Source organism: Candidatus Kryptoniota bacterium, assembly GCA_036567965.1.
In the GTDB taxonomy this organism is placed as follows: domain Bacteria; phylum Bacteroidota; class Ignavibacteria; order Kryptoniales; family JAKASW01; genus JAKASW01.
Genome location: DATCTN010000015.1, coordinates 70,570 through 88,762 on the forward strand (window position 1 = coordinate 70,570; position 18,193 = coordinate 88,762).

Genomic DNA, 18,193 nt, shown 5'->3' on the forward strand with positions numbered 1-18,193 from the left:
ATGCGCTCACGACAAAGCAATTGCGCGCCATTCGATTGCGCCGGGCTCAGCAAGTGGCCGCAATAAATCTAATACCTGGTGGTCGACGAAGTTGCGAGCATGAACGCTCTTTACTTTGCCACCTGTTCAGCAACAGGCTTGACATTGGGAACCGCGCGCGCGACGGATTTCCTTGCCTCCCAGGCTTCTCTCAAAGACATGTACGACATTGTTCCGAAACCGGTGAAATACAGAACCTGAAATGGAACCGCGGCAATTTCAAGATACGCTATCGACATCACAATGCCCGAGAGACAATAAAGAGCGAGGACGAACTCGGCGATAGAAACCCAATTAATTTTTTTCTGTGAGTATTTTTTGTCGGCCCACGGACCCACCTTTCGGGTGGCTCCATATTTGGGAGTGCGGACAAACTCTGATTTCTTGTTTATCAATCCCTCAATAACTGCTTTCGTGTTGTTGACGGATAGACCCATACTCCCCGCCATGAAAACCGGGAACAGATAAATCCGCCTGCGCCAGTCTTCATAGACATCCTTCTGGCTGTAAAGATAAAACATGAACGATCCGAAGAAAGCGAAGATAAATCCGCTCATCATCATAAATGTGGCGTCGTACTGGCCCGAATGCTTGATGAATACTATCGGCACCTGTAGAATGCCGATGAGAAGTACAAAAGGATAGACCATGCTGGCACAAAGATGGACGGTAGAATGCAATTTGATCCTGAGAGGAAGAGGAGACCTCCACACTTTTGGGAGAAGCTTCTTGGCGGCTTCAATCGCACCCTTTGTCCATCTGAACTGCTGCGATCGAAGACCGCTTATGTCCGCAGGTAGTTCTGCAGGCGAAGTATATTCTTTCATAAACACAAAACGCCAGCCTTTGAGCTGGGCCCTGTAACTCAAATCGAGATCTTCCGCGAGAGTGTCCGATTCCCATCCGCCCGCGTCATCGATACAGCTCCTCCGCCAGATCCCCGCCGTCCCGTTGAAGTTGATGAAGAAACCGGCCTTGTTTCGAACCTGCTGCTCAATTACAAAATGTCCATCGAGCGCAATCGCCTGGGCGCGAGTGAGCAAGGAGTAATCGCTGTTAATATGTTCCCACCGGGTCTGCACGAGACCGACCTTAGGATCGGAGAAATTCGGGAATGTTTTTCTCAGGAAATCGGGGCGCGGCATGAAATCGGCGTCAAAGATTGCGATGAATTCGCCTTTTGCCTTGAGAAGGCCGTAATTCAGCGCACCAGCTTTGTATCCCTGGCGATTTCCCCTTCGCAAATGCTGAACATCGAACCCCTGATTCGTCTTCTCAATTACCTTTTGCGAAATTATTGCCGACGTCTCATCGGTAGAATCATCAAGTATCTGGATCTCGAGTTTGTCTTTTGGATAATCGAGCGAGCACACCGCATCGATTGCGCGGTTCACAACGTACAGCTCATTATAGACCGGCAGCTGGATGGTGACAGCCGGAAACTCTGTCATGACCGCGCTCCGGGAGATCTGACGGTTCCGGTACTTGAAATAGTAATAGATCATCAGGAATCCGTTCGACCCAAATATGAACGGGAAGCTTAGTACCACTATATAAAAGATCAGTAATGCGTCTTCAACGCGGGGTGACATCTTTATGCCTTATACCTTTCTTTACAATTACCAATTAGTTACTACTGCCAACAAAACATCTTCTGTCAACTTGTCCTCCGCCTGGCTCAAGCCCGCATCTCTGTTGGACGGACCCTGGCTTGGATCGTACTCTCCCCAATCAGAAAAATCTTTCGACCAGATAGTTTTCTGAGTCCTGAGATTCTGAAACCGGACCGACACAGTCACTGTGATTTGCCATCGGCCGACCTGCTGGTTGCCCTGGATTGACGTCGGTTGCGACGCAACACTGTTCACAATTCCGATTATTGCCGCGTCTGCGGAGTTCATGTTTGTGACTTGCAGGGTATTGTCGGAGACGAGTTTCTGAGTCAACAAGTTTGTCAAGTTCAATCTTAAGTTCGGATCGCCGAAGCCGCTTTTATCGTCGAAAACCTGTACGGCTACCGTGCGCACGCCGGGCGGAAGGGATGCGCCCCGGAACGAGTAAGTACACCCGCCAAATGAGAGAAAAACCAGGAGAATAAGACAATTTCTCATCAAACATCCTTTAATTTATATTCCCGGAGCTTGCGATACAAAGACCTCAGACTGATGCCGAGCGCATCCGCCGCGAGCTTTTTGTTTCCGTGATACTTTTCTATGGCGGCCTGTATCATCCGTTTTTCCATCTCTTCGAGATTCAGACCATTCCGATCTGCTTGTTCGCCTTCATTGCCGTTGTACTCAGCGGGAAAGCGCGGGCCCGGAAGCGCAAGCTTTTTCTCGAGGGCAGTCGCCTCCACGGCGCCCTTGAGATCAACAATATCGTTCTTTATTTCCCACAACGCCCTGAGAATTAACTCGCGCTCGGATTCTTCCGGGGTTTTGCCAACCCGGACAGGGAGAAATTTTCCTCCACTTTCTGCATAATATGTGGCTCCCGACTTGGGAATATGTTTTTCGAGCACCGCGGCACTAACTTCACTGCCCCGTTCAAGCACGATCACACTTTCGACCAGGTTCTTCAACTCCCTCACATTGCCCGGCCAATCATAACTCGTTAATAATTCAATCGCATCCTGGCTGAAGCCTCCGAACTTTATGTTGTTGCGTTCGGAAAATTCCTGAGAGAATTTCCGGACTAGCAAGGGGATATCCTCACGACGTTCGCGTAAAGGCGGAATAAACAGATTCACAGAGCGAAGCCGGAAATATAAATCCTGCCGGAAGTAACCTTTTGCAACCTCCTCCTCGAGACTCTTGTTAGACGCCGTCACTACTCGAACGTCCACTTTCTTCGGCAAAGAGGATCCCACTCTCATGAATTCGCCGGTCTCTATAACCCGCAGGAGTTTCACCTGCGTAACCAGCGGCATGTCGCCGATCTCGTCGAGGAACAGTGTGCCACCATCCGCGATTTCGAAATATCCCTTCCGTGCCTCCACGGCACCAGTAAACGCCCCGCGCTGGTGACCGAACAACTCGGATTCCAATATACCTTCGGGAATCGCAGCGCAGTTCACTGCAACCATGGAGCGCTGTGACCGCGGGCTGGCGCCATGTATCGCTCGAGCAACCACTTCCTTACCGACGCCGCTTTCACCGCTGACAAGGACAGTCACGTCCGTCGCCGCCACTTGCATAACGGTAGCCACCACCTGTCGGATAGCTTCCGAAGCCCCGATAATTCCAAATTTTTCCTGAAATTCTTCAATTGTCATTTTGCATACTTCTCAGACTTCAAATATTTGTCCATCGTGTACCATGTTAAGGTTGAAGACGCCGTGCTGCACCCGGAGTTCTTCGGTCCACTCACCTTCGGGTTCAAGTTCCCTCGGAATGTGGGTAAAGAATATATTGCCGGCGGCCGATTTTGCCATCTCAGCAATCTCAACCATCGGCGGATGAGTTGCTTCGATCAGAGAAACAGAATTCATTTCGACAAACGACTTCACCTCATCGGTTGAATTGATGTCGCTGCTGAAGAAGAAAGTTCTATTTTTTTCCCGCACAATTATCGAAAAGCTCAGAGGAGATATTCCGAACGACCCGGCATATTGGGCATATTTCTCGAGGTGACGCGTTTGATTAAACTCTAACTCACTTTCGCTCCCCACCGGCACCTTTCCAGTCCTAATAGGTATCAGATTGAAGTCGAAACTCATTCGTCCTTTGTAAATGAAAAGATTCGCCAGCCACAAATTGACAAACTCAAGTTGCGTATAAGGAATCCGAATGACAATCGGTTCCTTTCTTCCCAGAACATGCATAGCGGTCAGAACGGCAGGTAGGCCGGCGCAGTGATCTGCATGCATATGCGATATGACTATTTCATTTACAGAAGAGAGATCGACTCTTTGTGCCTGCAAAGCTCGAAGCTCGTCGGATCCGCAGTCGATCAATAAGCAGGACCCTTTCACTTCGACCATATAGCAGCTATTAAAGCGGCCGGGGTTCGAGACGGCGGAGCCCGATCCGAGAACGGTGATCTTCACATTTCCACCACGATGCAGTCGACGGACCTGCTTTTCAATTCGCGCGCGTAATCTTCGGCAGCGTCGCGCGAGGAAAATGTGCCCGCGCTTACACCGTAAAGCGATCTCCCACCGGCGTCCTTCGTGAAAACGGTTCCTTCGATACCATTGTCGCGCAAATCCCCGATAAAATTACGTGCATTCTCGAGAGTCGTGAAAACTCCCACCTGTACGATAAATTTCGTGGAAGCTCGTTCAGGTCCGTTGTCGGCAGCCGAAGTTGTAACCGACGGTGTGATTGGAGCCGACGCCCTAGCTGGTGTGATCAGCGAGTCTTCCAGACCGCTCGGGTCTGCCACCTCACCCGCGGTCGGATATTTTTTTAACTCGACATAGTCGGTTCTGGCAGATTGGTAATCCCCTGTTGCGTAATGATACTTGTAGAGCTTTAAGAGCGCCTCACCCGCGACAGGTCTGCCGTGATTTTCTGCGACAATTTCCTTGTACATGTCTGCAGCTTCGACAGCATCAGGGTCCAGAGCTGCATTCACGAACATCGCGTATGGATCCGACTGCTTCGAATCGCCAAGATATTTCCGTGCAAGATCGATGTTTCCGGCTTTGTAAGCCTCGAAAGCTCTCAGCGCGTTTTCATCTCCACCTTGTGGGCTCATCTGTGAGGAAGGGGGGCCGCTGCTGAAACGCTGGGCATCGGCATCATCCAGCAACAAGCTCAGAGTACATAAAATGATGAACAAGAAGTGAAACATTTGTCGGAGCATTCTAAACGGCCGGCCTTTCGATTTCTCCGAACAAGGTCGCCGAGGTCGCTCTGTTTATTCTTACGTTTAATTCTTCGCCGGGCGTGAAGGCGCCCGCAGGAAAAATGACCGTCTTATTCGTTCCGCTTCTGCCGCTGAACTGCTCGTCGGACTTCCTGCTTGGTCCGTCAACCATTACGCGAAGCGATTTACCTATCAGAGATCGATTGCACTCCAGAGAGATCCGCTGTTGGACGGAGATTATCTCGTTCAATCTCTTGCTCTTGACTTCGTCAGAGATATCGTCACCGAGAGCATACGCAGGTGTCCCTTCGCGAGGAGAGTACTTGAACATGTAAGCGCCGTCGTAACGAATCTCTTCCATTAGCTCTACGGTCTCTTTATGCTCATCTTCGGTCTCTGTAGGAAAGCCTGCGATAATGTCGGTGGAGAGCGAAATGCCCGGGATCCGCTCGCGAATTCGCTTGACCAAACTGAGATAATGCTCTTTGGTATAAGTTCTGTTCATCGCGTGAAGCACCCGATTTGAACCCGATTGCACCGGTAAATGCAGGTATTTGCAGAGATTGTCATGGCTCGCCATCGTATCTATCAACTTATCGGACAGATCCTGGGGATGCGAAGTTGTGAATCTCACTCGGAGATGGGGGTTCACGCTCGCCACAGCGGCGAGAAGGTCAGCGAATTCGTTATCTCCGTCGTGATACGAATTTACATTCTGTCCGAGAAGCGTCACTTCGTGAAAACCCTGTCCGACAAGCTGCCTCACTTCGTTGACAACACCGACGAGTGCTCTGCTTCTTTCGCGTCCTCGCGTGAAGGGTACTATGCAGAACGTGCAAAACTTGTCGCACCCGCGCATCACAGAAATCCACGCCGAAATTCCTTCTGCCCTGAACGGGGTGATGTCATCGTAGGTTTCGGTACGCGACAGGCGTACACCGATTCCCTTCGCGCCGGAGAATGCGCCCTCCAAAAGCTGCGGGAGTTTCCTGTACTCGTCAGGTCCGACCACGATATCCACATTCTGCTTTTCTAGGAGTCCCGACCGAAGCCGCTCCGCCATGCAGCCGAGTACCCCTACAACAAGACCCGGTCTCTCATTCTTCTGTTTCCGCAGAACGCTCAATCTCTGATGAATTTTCTCCTCGGCATGCTCCCTGACACTGCATGTATTGAGGAAGACGACATCCGCATCATCAATTACCTGAGTCGGTGAATACCCGGATTTGCTCATGATTCCGAGAACGATCTCAGTGTCTGCAAGATTCATCTGGCATCCATACGTCTCCACATACACTTTCAATCTATTTTCAAGTATCTCTTGCACCATTTTTGTCACTCTAAGGTAAGTTTTCGTCAATAATTTAGGTTTTGAACCGGGAACAATCAAACCATGAGACAGTGAGGCTGTAAAACCAAAGAATTATTAGGTGCTGGTGGATCATTACTAGTTGTTCCAACTCAAACGACAATCCAAACCAATCGCTACCTAACACTCTGGCCCTGAGAGACAGCCGCACCTCATTGCGATTCTATCGTCGATGTTGCATTCTCCCCTTCGACTCTACCCGCTTTAATCAAACCCGAGCCCACACGGTCCGGCGCGACATGGTCCAGTCGGTTCGATACACGCTGGCAATGATCCGTCGTCCAAATGGAGCATCGTGTTTTCGGAAACCTTAGTTTTTAGTGGGGATGGGATAGTGGACTATTTTCAAAGAGATGTGACATTGACGAATTCTCCCGCTGTCATTCCCCCCGCCCGCAGGGTTGACGGTCGGATCGTAGGGACGTGCTCTTAGCGAGAATCTATCTCCATTCTCAATTATGGATTCCCGATGGGAGCGTTCGGGAATGACATTTGTATTTTTTTTGGAAGATGATAGAGTACTCAACGATAGGACATTTCAGTAGCATCAGAGTAGCTCATTACCCGGCGTGAATCTCACTGAACTGCATTCTCTGTTCGGGACTCTCACGGTCGGAATAATACTACGAATGATCGTACAAGAAATCGAGACTGAAGGTTTCCCCGATCGTATCGACGACAGGATTCGGTCAACATCGGCACGAGGACTATGCGTCAGATAAAACGGTTCCTTTGGTTCCGAGCTCTCCTCCTTCCCGACTTCGGAAATCAGGCCTCGAAAATAAAAGTGCCTGCTGGCTGGGAGCAGGCACTGTTCAGCGGGGTACGCGGGAAGTCCCGAGATCCGAGACTTATTTCCCCGGGTAAATCAGAATTTTCCCCTCGACTAAAAACAATATAGTGATCCACGATCTAGGATGAGATGATCGTTTTCACATTCTTGCTCGGCACTGGGCACGGTTTGTATTTTCCTGCGGCTTTAAATATCTTCACTATAGGTTTTTGAGGATCAATAAGTTAGGAGAATCTTTGAAAGTCGTTGTCCTGCTGGGTGGAAGCTCTCCGGAGCGCCTTGTTTCAATAGCGTCCGGGAGAGGAATAATCAAAGCTCTTCGAGAAGCGGGTCATCATGTAGTTGCAGTTGATCCTGCACTAGGCAGGAATCAAGTCTCCGAAGCTGAACTTCTGTCTCAGGGCATCGGCACGACACCGCCAGCTCAGGAGTTCCTAAACAAACTATCGCCGAGAAATTATCTTTCTGCAATTGAATCTGAATCCTTCGACAACGCGGACCTTGCATTCATCATCCTTCATGGGAGGTATGGTGAAGACGGAATTGTCCAGTCGCTCTTGGAATTGAGATCGATTCCATACACTGGTTCAGGGATAATGGCCAGCGCCGTCGCAATGGACAAAGTCATGTCAAAAAAACTTTTCCTTCACCATAATATACCGACTGCTGAATGGTTCGATTACACAAAGACATCTCGGTCAAGGTCTGCCTCGATTAAAGAAAGCATATCGTCTTTGGGCTTTCCGAATGTCGTCAAACCAAACGACCAGGGATCGTCTGTCGCAATTACGATAGTAAATGACGAGACCGGATTGGATCCTGCTCTCGATGAAGCGGAGAAATACTCGGATATCGTGCTGATCGAGAAATATATCCCGGGAGCCGAGTTAACCGTTTCAATTCTTGGAGACGAACCGCTTCCGGTGATCGAGATTCGTCCGCACGGAGGCTTCTATGACTACCACCACAAGTACACAAAAGGGATGACAGATTATCTTGTGCCTGCCCCGATCGAGAAATCTCTTTCATTGAAACTCCAGGATCTTTCATTGATAACTTTCAAGGCGCTTGGTTGCAAAACTTTCGGGAGAGTAGACTTCAGGGTAGGAGAAGATGGAATCCCTTACTGTCTTGAAGTGAACACGATTCCCGGAATGACCGAAACAAGCCTTGTTCCGAAAGCTGCGGCGGCGGCTGGGATTTCATTTGTCCAGGTGGTTTCCAGGATTGTCGAGTTGAGCACGGTCGGAAGATGAAGACTCCTGACATTCAGAAGATCGTAAAGAAGTTCGGAAAGAGGAGTGCAATTATCATACTCGTTCTTTCCATAGGTTTTGTATACTTCCTTTTCGATTCAAGAGGTTTGATCCAGCGGTTGAGGCTGTCGGGTGAAAAGTCTTCACTAGAGAATCGGATACGCCAGCTGGAGAGGGACAACTCCGAGATGCGCCTGGAGATACAGAGACTCCAGACCGACGATCGCGAAATTGAACGAATCGCCAGAGAGAAGTATTTTATGCATAGAAATGGTGAAAAAATCATCAAAGTGGAACCAAAATAACCCGGGCCGCCAAAGCCGCCAGGGTTCAGGTCTGTTCTCTCCTCCGAAGTCAGCAATCCCGCTTGCCGAAAGAATCCGACCCAAGACGTTTGACGATTTTGTCGGACAGGATCATCTGGTCGGCAAGGATGGGACGCTTCGCAAGATGCTCGACAGCGGGACAATGCGCTCAATGATTTTGTGGGGACCGCCGGGTACCGGAAAGACGACACTCGCACGTCTTATTGCGGGAAAACTGCTGGCAGATTTCTTCCAGGTGAACGCGGTGTCATCGGGCGTGCAGGAGCTCCGCGAGATCATCGCGACCGCTGAGAAATCTCTCGAGGTCGGAAGAAGGACAATTCTCTTCATAGACGAAATCCACAGGTTCAATAAAGCTCAACAGGATGCGCTCCTCGAAAGCGTGGAGAACGGTTCCATAATCCTGATCGGCGCGACGACGGAAAACCCGTCGTTCGAAGTTATTTCCCCGCTCCTTTCCCGCTCACAGGTATATGTTCTGGAAATTCTCGCCGAGAAAGATTTGAGAACGATCCTCCGGCAGACGATAGCGCAGGATGAAATAGTAAAGAAAGTTCAGGAGAGTCTCGGCGAAACCCCGATCCTCTCGCATGACGCCGAAGAAGAGATCGTTCGTCTATGCGGTGGAGATGCGCGGGTTATGCTGAACGCTCTCGAAGTCGCGATCGACCTTGCCGGAAAGAAGACTCCAGCTCAACTTGGAAAAGACATTATTAGAGAAGCTTACCAGATAAGACATTATAAATACGACAGGACCGGAGAGGAACATTACAATTCTATTTCAGCTTTCATCAAGAGCGTGAGAGGGAGCGATCCCGACGCGGCAGTCTATTACCTCGCGAGGATGCTTGAAGCAGGCGAAGATCCGAAGTTCATCGCGCGCCGGCTGATCGTGCTCGCGTCAGAAGACATAGGAAATGCAGAACCGTACGCGCTAACGCTCGCGACAGCATGCTTCACGGCGGTGGATTATATAGGCATGCCCGAAGCCAGGATAATCCTTGCGCAGGCGACCACATATCTCTCAAGCTGTCCGAAGAGCAATGCGTCTTACATGTCAATCGAGAAGGCCGCCGGAGACGTGAGGGAACAACCTTATCTCCCGGTCCCGCTTCATTTAAGAAACGCGCCGACAAAATTGATGCAGGACCTCGGTTATCACAAGGATTATAGGTATGCCCACAGTTTCCAGGATCACTTCGTGGAACAACAGTATTTACCGGACGTACTCAAGGATAAGCTTTATTATGAACCCACAGATATCGGAAGAGAATCGGTACTGAAGAAATATCTGGAATCGATCTGGAAAAAGAGAAAGAAATGACTTGGTTTGAGAAAGGACTTTTTTGATGACTTACATAATCGGAGTTGATCTCGGCGGGACATACATCAAAGCGGGAGCGGTAACGAGAGACGGAGAGATCCTGTACGAGACATCGATACCTTCTCAAGCGGAAGTCAGTCCTCAGGCGGTGGTGGTGCAGATTGCAAAAGCAGTCGCGGCGGTGAAGGAGAACCAGGCGGGAAATCAACTGGAGGGTGTGGGGATCGGGTCGCCGGGGATGGTGGACCTCGACGGCGGGACTGTAAAATATCCGCCGAACTTTTCGAACTGGACGACCTTCAGGCTTGGCGAGGAGACCGCGAAGAAGATCGGCGGGCATGTGGAGGTAGAGAACGACGCAAACGCGGCTGCAGTAGGCGAATTGAAGTTTGGTGCAGGTAAAGGTTTGAAGAATTTCATTATGATCACTCTCGGGACCGGAGTCGGCGGCGGGTTCATAGTGGACGGAAAGGCGTTTAGAGGAGAGCTGGGAGGCGCGGGAGAAATCGGGCACACCACGATCAATTTCGACGGACCCAAATGCAACTGCGGCAACCGCGGATGCGTCGAAGCATATGTCGGACAGCGGCATCTTTCACGTCGAGTCGGCGAGCAGTTGAAGTCGCATCCGGACTCGCTCATCAATAAAATGATCGGAGGAGATATCGAAAAGCTGGAGCCGAAAATCATCAGCGAGGCAGCTGCAAATGGCGACAGGTTTGCCCTCTCGGTCTGGAAGGAAACGGGTATGTACGTGGGTGTGGCGGTCGCCTCGGCTTGCAACTTATTCGATATAGGCACGGTCATCGTGGGAGGTGGAGTCGCGAATGCCGGTAAACCACTTTTTGATTCGATCGAAGAAACAGCAAAATGGAGAATGCTCCCGCCGCTCAGAGAGCGATTTAAACTCATTCAGGCAAAACTCGAGAACTCCGCCGGAATACTCGGGGCAGCAGCCCTGATCGCGAAATAGAATCGGGTATCATACTGGAAGGACCATCTCCGCAGGTTCTTGATCCATCGTGAAAGAATCTTTTATCATATTGCTCATTCTCATCGCTTGCTCATCCGGCAATGCGCAGGATACGACTGCCGTGAAACCAAAGGCTCCCGCCGACACTACGACTTCCAAGAACGACATCGATTCGCTCGTTACATACAGCGCGATGGATTCTGTGGTGTATTCGATCTCGACGAGGCAAATGATACTCTACAAAAAGGGGGACATGAAATACAAGGATTTCAAGCTCGACGCGGGAGAGATCAACATCAACTGGGACACATCGATCCTTACGGCGGAAGGTATTAAGGACACATCCGACAAGACCGTGGAGGAACCGATATTCAACGACGCGGGAGAAGTGTATCAGGGATCCCACGTCACGTATGATTTCAAAACACAGAGAGGGCGCGTGAACGTCGCGAACACGGAGATCGATAAGAACTATTACCACGGCCAGTATGTCAAGAAATTCGCAAAAGATGTCCTCTATGTCGACAACGGAAGATTTACCACCTGCGATAAGACAGATCCTGATTTTTATTTTCAGAGCTCCAGGATGAAGCTGGTAGTGAACGACCGGATCGTGGCGGAGCCGATCATCTTTTATATACAGGGCGTCCCTATATTCGCACTTCCCTTCGGAGTTTTTCCCAGCAAGGCGGGCCGCAGGAGCGGGATCATCACGCCATCGTTTGGTGAGAGCGCGAACAGCGGAAGATACCTCTCTCATATCGGTTACTTCTGGGCCATCAACGATTATTCCGATCTAACAACGACCGCGGACTGGTACACCAGAGGCGGATATGTGTTGAGAAGCGGTCTGAGATATTCGATGAGGTACTATTTCATCGGGAACATCTACGGGGCGTACAGCGACCGGACCACAGGTGAGCCGAGCGACCCGTACGTTAATCCGTCTTACCTTGGAAGGACTGAAGACAAGGAATGGAACCTACAGTTCACGCACGACCAGACTATCGATCCGGAGACTCGTTTAGTGGCGAACTTCAACATGAGTTCGGGAAACTATTTCAAAACCACCAGCTACGATTACAACGAAATACTTCAGCAGAATCTCGTTTCTGATGCTACCCTTTTCAGAACCTGGGAGGGTTCGGGCAACAGCATGTCGATCAACATTCACAGGGATCAGAATCTCCAGAACGGATCGATCTCGGCAAATCTTCCAAGTTTGTCCTTTTCGCACTCACAGAGTTACCCGTTCAAAACCGCGGAGCATGAGAACGCGTTACCTGACCAACTTTCATGGTACGAGCTGATAGGATATTCTTATTCCGGGAGTTTTCTCAACACGACCGCCAAGACTTTCAATACCACGGATTCTACGTTTGACAGATCCGCATCGTACGGACTGCATCACTCGATTTCGATAAGTGCTGCACCAAAAGCAGGAGTCATTACCATTTCTCCGTTCGTTTCTTTTTCAGACAACATGTACCCTTCCCGTATGGTCGTCGGAAGCGACTTCATGAGCTATCAAGGAAGGGACAGCACCGTATACGTGAAGCAGCGTGGCTTTTACAACGTCGGCTATTTCAACACCGGCGTCTCCGCGAGCACGAGACTCTTCGGAATAATGCAGCCGAACATCCTAGGGATAACGGCTTTCAGACATACGCTTCAACCAAGCCTGACGTTTACCTATCAGCCCGATTTCTCGAAACCGTTCTGGAATTACTATGGCCAATACACTTCCGTCGTCAACGGGAGCGTCAACAAGTATTCATATTTTCAGGGCTCGTCGTACCTATTCGGCGGTGCTCCTGCCGGGACCGGAGCTTCACTCGGGGTCGGGATCACGAACAATTTCGAGATGAAGACTCGCACGAGCGACACCTCGCAGGCCGAGAATAAAATTCAGCTCCTGAATCTCGGCATGAATTTCAATTATAATTTCGCCGCCGACTCTCTGAGACTGTCCGAACTCGGTCTCTCATATAGGACTAACATCGCGAACAAGATCGACATCGGTGGAAGCAGCTCCTTCAATTTTTACAAATTCGATCCTGGCATAGGTACACGAGTCAACCAGTTCCTATGGTCGAGCGGTCACACACCGGATATGACCGATTTTGAGCTTAGTGTATCGACGAACCTCCAAGGCCAGAAGAAAAAAAGGGAATCAACTCAGGCTCCTTCTGAGGATTCCGTCAAAGCTGAAAAACAGTACAATAACTTTTACCAACAGGTAGAGGAACCCGACCTGAACATTCCCTGGAACCTGAACCTGGGATTCGATTACGGCATTTCCAAATCCGATCCGAGATTTCCGTCGAAGCACGCCAGCTTGAGGTTCGATCTCGGATTCAACCTCACAGAAAACTGGAAGATCGGGTTCACCGGCGGATACGATATAATACAAAAGCAGGTGGAGGTACCGACAGTAACGGTCTATCGCGATCTCCACTGCTGGGAGATGAACCTACGGTGGAACCCGATCGGGTACTATCGCGGTTTTAATCTTGAAATAAGGATCAAAGCTCCGCAACTTCAGGATATAAAGATCACGAAGAGAGAGGATACGCTGGTTGGAGAATGACATAAAGATCCGTCGCGCGAAGGTGGGCGACGTACAGCAGATAGTCACTCTGATAAATTCATACGCCGAAAAGGGCGAGATGCTGTATAGGTCTCAGAGCCAGGTGCTCCAGCAGGTGCGGAACTACTTCGTCGCGGCAAAGGACGGAGAAGAGAAAGACTCGCCCGATCTGATTCTCGCGTGCGGCTCGCTGGACATTACGTGGAACGATCTCGCCGAGCTACGATCTCTTGCCGTCAGCGAAAGCGCTCAGGGGCGCGGTCTCGGGTCGCTTGTCGTGGAAGCACTCATGGACGACGCGCTCGAGCTCGGGTTGAAACATGTATTCGCTTTGACATACAAGCCTCACTTTTTTGAGAGACTCGGATTCAAAACGATAGACAAGCAGCAGCTCCCTCACAAGGTATGGAGCATCTGCATAGACTGCCTGAAGTTCCCCGTCTGCGATGAGGTCGCTATACAGATAGAAGTTGAAGACTGGACAAAACGGAAAGTAGCTCCGGAAGCTAAGTAGTTATTCCGCGGTTTCCCCGACCGCAATCGCGGCAAGCCTTCTCTTGCGCGACCTGTATGTCTCGATCCCGTAGACCATCCCGACCATCAGCGAAATCACCACGCAGGCAAGGAGAATCGCGATAAATGGGTTCGTGCCTTCGGGAATAAGCTGGTACAGTCCGAGATTTATCGGCGATCCATAGACGATCATGAGATGGACAACGTAGACTGTAAGCGAGCTCCGCCCTATCGCAGGCATGATTTTGGGAAATCGCCCGAAACTTAAACTGATGTATCCGATCGCGGCTGCGGCAAGTGTGATGAGTCCGAACCTCAGGAAATTTATCGCGGGGAGAACCCGCCAGAATTCGCTTTCAGGCGATACAAACAAAGTCTGAATCGGAAACGCGACCACGAATAGGGTGATAGAGGCAAGCGACGCCCTCAGGAAATTTCTTGAAAGCATCCTCCCGCGCTCATGCATGGGCAGAGATATTGAGGCCGCTCCAAATGCCGCGCCGGCAAAAAGATATGCCGAGAACGGGAAGAATGTGAAATACGATCCTGAACGGTACGTAAGGTAGGGATACAAGACCGGCTGCAGAAAATTTTCCCACTTCACCTGTTCCAGCAAAGGTGCGGCGACAAGCGACAGTACGGATGCAGCAACCAGCAGCCGGAGCAAGTTCTTCTCTCTTCTCGCGATCAGGGATATAATGAGGATTACGAGAAGCGAAAGCGAAATGACGTGAAGGGCATCGACGAGCGAGAATACCTTCCACTCGTCGGCGGTGACGCTCGAGGGGTTGTAAAGAATTTGTAGCGGCATGTGAAGCGCGTATCCCAGGAATAGAAGTATCGCGATTCTCCTGCTGCGGCGGAATTTCGATCTCCTCGAAATGGCGAGCATTCCCCCGTTACTTTTGACGGTTGCGACTATGAAGGCGAGACCCGCAGAAAAGAAAAAGAACGGCGCCGTGAGCCCCCGGCAAAATGTCCACAGCTGGAACAGTAAGCTCGAGCTGTCCTTATATATCGGACTAAGAACGGCGTCAACAGTGTGTCCTTCGATCATCAGAACCACTCCGAAGGCGCGAATTATATCCAGCAGAACAAGTCTATTACTTTTTTCCATTTCGAATATTCAATCTAAGATTCTGTTCGCATCACTTCAATGTAAGACGCAGCTCCAACGCTTTGGTTGAACGCTGAATCAGGAAATATCTTTCGCCCTTTGCCCTCTGACATGTTCACGCGCAATTTCCCGGTCGATACCGGAAATTATTTCGCGTGGACTCCCTGAGAATCTAGATATTCTTTGTAACCCATCTTTTTGTATGCATCTTCGGCAATATATTTCAACACGCCTATGAAAGTATCCGGCTTCATGTATCCCGGGGCCATCGTGATCGGGTGCCCGTTCGAATCCAGGAAGATCGTCGTTGGATAGCCATCTACTCCAAATGCACCTGCGATTTGAGCTTGAGTAACTTGCTGCGAGTCAACAGTCTCTTTCGCGTCGCTCTCGGCGTTGAGTTTCACAAGAACGTAATTTGACAACAGGTAATCCTTCACGCCCTGATCGCTGTAGGTATCGCTTTCCATCTTCTTGCACCAACCGCACCAGTCGGTGTATACGTCTATGAGGATCTTCTTGTGCGACTCCGCGGCTTGCCTGATGCCCTCGGTATAATTAGTCCATCGGAGATCACCGCCGCTTTCTTTAACGGCATTCATTCTGGGTCCTGTGTTAGTAAAAAGTAGTGTAAAGCCACAGAGCAACGAGACTAAAGCTGAATTCATTTCTGCCTCGACTTTGCTAAAAAATGTCGAACTGATATATAAACGGTGAAGGACCCCTGAAAAGTTCACTTATCTTCGCTGCAACTGCGGTATCGCCCCTGGCGAATCCGTATTTGAGGGCGTCCAGTGGATTTAAGAAGCCTGAATAAATCTGGGAGAAGATCTCTATGTCTGTTTCGAACTGCGCAGGCTCTCTTCCTTCTTCCACGACAGTCTCACCGGAATGAAGGTGAACTTTGAAGACCCTCGAGTTAAGCTGAAGGTTGCCGTCGCTCACTTTCAGCACGAAATCCACCTGCGGTTCGAAGTTATGGTTCAACAGCTTCAGTGCAGCCGGTATGTTGATGACCCTCAGCATAAAGCCCGATGCAAGAGTCGCGAACGATTTGTATTCGAAAAAGAGTCGGTCGAAAGACTGTTCGCGAGGTTCCTTCAGGAAAATATGGACCGGGTAGTCATAAGGTGCGAGGAACTTGAGTCGCGTGATCTGATCTCCGAGCGCGCCGATGAAGCCCCAGAGCCCGCGGTGAGCGGAAGACTCGAGTCCGACAAACTCTTTTATGTTTATTACCGGCTCAGATGAAGAATCTTTGTAAAGCTCGTAAACAACGTAACCTTTTATCTCTCCGTCGTCATATACATACGCGTCCTTGAATTTCGGCAGCACAACGAGATCCCAGAAATTGTCGTTCCGCATTGGTGTGAACCGCCCGTGACGCTCGATGTATTGCTGAAGAACTCTCTTCACTTTCGATCTGTCCGACTTGACAAACGGGCGAACGTGAGATCGTTCCGCGAATGGGGAAATATTGTTGGGAGAGAATTCATACGAAAAGGTGTTCCCTACGTAAGCGTATCCGAACTTCTTGTAGAAATGGTGCTTGAAAGGAAAAAGCATCGAGATCGGGTAATCCATTTCATACATTCGCTTCAGAGCGTCTTGCATCAGTGTTTCGGCGATTCCTCCCCTGCGGGCTTCCGGCTGCACCGCGACCGCGGCAATCCCGGCCATAGGCATTCTCACTCCGAGCGAGCAAACCTCAAACGGAGTAATTCGCAAACAGCCGAGGACTCCTCCCGCCTTTTCTTCTGCGACGTACATATCTGAAAGCGTGTACCGAGGATTACTTTCGATGCTGACTCGTATGACTGACGTATCTTCAAGGAAGGACTTCGAAAGAAGTCCTGCAATCGCGTCCGCGTCGCCGCTGTTCGCCTGCCTGATTATCATTCCGCCCCCTTGTTTATAGAAACCGCCTCCGTCTTGTCCAGGATGTCCCTCGTCGCCTCGTACACCCTTTCAACTGTAATTCCTTCTTCCTTTTCTCCGAACGTGCAAATATGCGGATCGCCAGGACATCTGAGCTGGCAGAACCCGTCAGGCGGAAGTATTACACTCGACCGGTTTCCTTTCGGTCCCCACAACTCCGGCGAGCAAGCCGTGAGCGGACAGAACATCGACACTGTTGCGACACCAAGAGCTGCCGCGATATGCATCGGACCGGTGCTCGAGGAAACGAAGACACTTAGACGTGAGATTACTGCCGCCAGCTTTCGAATCGATAATTCGCCAAACGATGTTGCAATTCTTTTGCCGCTTTGACGGCTGAAATTTTTCTCGAGTGATTTTTCTTCAGGCGAGCCGGTCACAAGAACCTGGACATCATTATCTGCAAGTTTGTTCATCAACTCAAGATACTTCTCCGTATTCCAATTCGGCGCCGAGCGTCCGCTTCCTGGATGAATCCCGACAATTGGCCGTCTGCAATCCAGTCTCTTTTCCTCAAGATATTTTACCGCCTCGTTACGTTCCGATTCATCCAGAAAAATTTCCAGCTTGATCGCTTGAATTTTCCCATCGGTATTATTCGTCCCTGCTATTCTTCGGACAAGATCAAGCATATACTCGGATTCGTGGCGAAGAGGATTGTAATTATTTCTCGAGACACCGTGAGTAAACGTGATAACTTCGTAAAGAATGTGCCCGACCCCCAGACGGTAAGGTATCCCGGCGAGAAAGAGCATGTATGCAAGACGTTTTGTGGGCATCAGGAGAAGTGCGGTATCGAATTCGTACGAACGAATCACACCGACCTGCCGCCAGAAATCCTGCGGCCTGCCGAGCCTCGCGTCATCGTGAATAATCACGTCTATATTCGGATTTCGATATAGAAGCGGGCTCGTATATGAAGATACCATCGCTCCAATGAACGCTCCGGGGATCAAAGTCCTCAGCGATCGGTAAACCGGAGTGGACAGGACAACGTCACCGACCCTGTCAGGCCGGACCACGAGGATTCTCTTGTGATTTCTCTTGAACAAGGTCAGCTGATTCCGACTCGATACATTATGATAATAAATATACGGATTTGGTGAGTATGATTCATCCGGATGGAAGCTTCCAGGAATTCCG

16 protein-coding genes are annotated in these 18,193 nt (G+C 50.1%); 6 read left to right on the forward strand and 10 right to left on the reverse strand.

The window, feature by feature from the left end:
* Positions 1–110: 110 nt before the first annotated feature.
* From VIS48_05610 to miaB, 6 genes are read right to left on the reverse strand one after another with little or no spacing between them, the layout of a single operon-like run.
* Complete coding sequence (locus VIS48_05610; GenBank protein HEY9165620.1) at positions 111–1,631, reverse strand: cellulose synthase family protein; 1,521 nt, start codon at positions 1,629–1,631, stop codon at positions 111–113.
* Positions 1,632–1,658: 27 nt separating this feature from the next.
* Positions 1,659–2,150: an LPS assembly lipoprotein LptE gene (gene lptE, locus VIS48_05615; GenBank protein ID HEY9165621.1), complete on the reverse strand. Its 492-nt coding sequence runs from the start codon at positions 2,148–2,150 to the stop codon at positions 1,659–1,661.
* A complete protein-coding gene (locus VIS48_05620; protein ID HEY9165622.1) occupies positions 2,150–3,313 on the reverse strand; it encodes a sigma-54 dependent transcriptional regulator in 1,164 nt (387 codons plus the stop codon). The genes lptE and VIS48_05620 overlap by 1 nt, the downstream gene beginning before the upstream one ends.
* 12 nt (positions 3,314–3,325) lie before the next feature.
* Positions 3,326–4,087, reverse strand: coding sequence for an MBL fold metallo-hydrolase (locus VIS48_05625; GenBank protein HEY9165623.1), 762 nt, complete (start codon positions 4,085–4,087; stop codon positions 3,326–3,328).
* A complete protein-coding gene (locus VIS48_05630; GenBank protein HEY9165624.1) occupies positions 4,084–4,836 on the reverse strand; it encodes an SPOR domain-containing protein in 753 nt (250 codons plus the stop codon). Before VIS48_05630 ends, VIS48_05625 begins: the two co-directional genes overlap by 4 nt.
* Before the next feature lie 13 nt (positions 4,837–4,849).
* Positions 4,850–6,181 (reverse strand): tRNA (N6-isopentenyl adenosine(37)-C2)-methylthiotransferase MiaB, encoded by a 1,332-nt coding sequence (gene miaB / locus VIS48_05635; protein ID HEY9165625.1) that lies wholly within the window; start codon positions 6,179–6,181, stop codon positions 4,850–4,852.
* Positions 6,182–7,249: 1,068 nt separating this feature from the next.
* On the opposite strand from miaB, the gene VIS48_05640 reads away from it, so the two are divergent.
* The 6 genes from VIS48_05640 to VIS48_05665 are packed head-to-tail and all read left to right on the forward strand — an operon-like array spanning position 7,250 to position 13,996.
* Positions 7,250–8,269: a D-alanine--D-alanine ligase gene (locus VIS48_05640; protein ID HEY9165626.1), complete on the forward strand. Its 1,020-nt coding sequence runs from the start codon at positions 7,250–7,252 to the stop codon at positions 8,267–8,269.
* The gene (locus tag VIS48_05645) at positions 8,266–8,574 is read left to right on the forward strand and encodes a septum formation initiator family protein (GenBank protein HEY9165627.1); all 309 of its coding nucleotides are present in this window, start codon (positions 8,266–8,268) and stop codon (positions 8,572–8,574) included. The genes VIS48_05640 and VIS48_05645 overlap by 4 nt, the downstream gene beginning before the upstream one ends.
* A complete protein-coding gene (locus tag VIS48_05650) occupies positions 8,543–9,919 on the forward strand; it encodes a replication-associated recombination protein A (protein HEY9165628.1) in 1,377 nt (458 codons plus the stop codon). Before VIS48_05645 ends, VIS48_05650 begins: the two co-directional genes overlap by 32 nt.
* Positions 9,920–9,944: 25 nt before the next feature.
* Positions 9,945–10,892 (forward strand): ROK family protein, encoded by a 948-nt coding sequence (locus tag VIS48_05655; protein ID HEY9165629.1) that lies wholly within the window; start codon positions 9,945–9,947, stop codon positions 10,890–10,892.
* 49 nt (positions 10,893–10,941) lie between these two features.
* On the forward strand, positions 10,942–13,482 hold the full coding sequence (locus VIS48_05660) for a putative LPS assembly protein LptD (protein HEY9165630.1): 2,541 nt from the start codon (positions 10,942–10,944) through the stop codon (positions 13,480–13,482).
* Entirely contained in the window at positions 13,472–13,996 is a 525-nt protein-coding gene (locus VIS48_05665) for an N-acetyltransferase (protein HEY9165631.1), read from the forward strand. The genes VIS48_05660 and VIS48_05665 overlap by 11 nt, the downstream gene beginning before the upstream one ends.
* Here the strand turns inward: VIS48_05665 and VIS48_05670 are convergent, their stop codons facing one another.
* From VIS48_05670 to VIS48_05685, 4 genes are all read right to left on the reverse strand, one after another.
* On the reverse strand, positions 13,997–15,112 hold the full coding sequence (locus tag VIS48_05670; protein HEY9165632.1) for a heparan-alpha-glucosaminide N-acetyltransferase domain-containing protein: 1,116 nt from the start codon (positions 15,110–15,112) through the stop codon (positions 13,997–13,999). It lies immediately after the preceding gene.
* A gap of 146 nt (positions 15,113–15,258) precedes the next feature.
* Positions 15,259–15,714, reverse strand: coding sequence for a thioredoxin fold domain-containing protein (locus VIS48_05675; protein ID HEY9165633.1), 456 nt, complete (start codon positions 15,712–15,714; stop codon positions 15,259–15,261).
* A gap of 82 nt (positions 15,715–15,796) precedes the next feature.
* The gene (locus VIS48_05680; protein ID HEY9165634.1) at positions 15,797–17,011 is read right to left on the reverse strand and encodes a GNAT family N-acetyltransferase; all 1,215 of its coding nucleotides are present in this window, start codon (positions 17,009–17,011) and stop codon (positions 15,797–15,799) included.
* Positions 17,008–18,102: a glycosyltransferase family 9 protein gene (locus VIS48_05685; protein ID HEY9165635.1), complete on the reverse strand. Its 1,095-nt coding sequence runs from the start codon at positions 18,100–18,102 to the stop codon at positions 17,008–17,010. The genes VIS48_05680 and VIS48_05685 overlap by 4 nt, the downstream gene beginning before the upstream one ends.
* Positions 18,103–18,193 lie beyond the last annotated feature (91 nt).

Coding starts and splice junctions, on each gene's coding strand:
- VIS48_05610 (HEY9165620.1), bottom strand. CDS start 1,631: ATGTCACCCCGCGTTGAAGACGCATTACTGATCTTTTATATAGTGGTA.
- lptE (HEY9165621.1), bottom strand. CDS start 2,150: ATGAGAAATTGTCTTATTCTCCTGGTTTTTCTCTCATTTGGCGGGTGT.
- VIS48_05620 (HEY9165622.1), bottom strand. CDS start 3,313: ATGACAATTGAAGAATTTCAGGAAAAATTTGGAATTATCGGGGCTTCG.
- VIS48_05630 (HEY9165624.1), bottom strand. CDS start 4,836: ATGTTTCACTTCTTGTTCATCATTTTATGTACTCTGAGCTTGTTGCTG.
- miaB (HEY9165625.1), bottom strand. CDS start 6,181: ATGGTGCAAGAGATACTTGAAAATAGATTGAAAGTGTATGTGGAGACG.
- VIS48_05645 (HEY9165627.1), top strand. CDS start 8,266: ATGAAGACTCCTGACATTCAGAAGATCGTAAAGAAGTTCGGAAAGAGG.
- VIS48_05655 (HEY9165629.1), top strand. CDS start 9,945: ATGACTTACATAATCGGAGTTGATCTCGGCGGGACATACATCAAAGCG.
- VIS48_05670 (HEY9165632.1), bottom strand. CDS start 15,112: ATGGAAAAAAGTAATAGACTTGTTCTGCTGGATATAATTCGCGCCTTC.
- VIS48_05675 (HEY9165633.1), bottom strand. CDS start 15,714: ATGAATGCCGTTAAAGAAAGCGGCGGTGATCTCCGATGGACTAATTAT.
- VIS48_05680 (HEY9165634.1), bottom strand. CDS start 17,011: ATGATAATCAGGCAGGCGAACAGCGGCGACGCGGACGCGATTGCAGGA.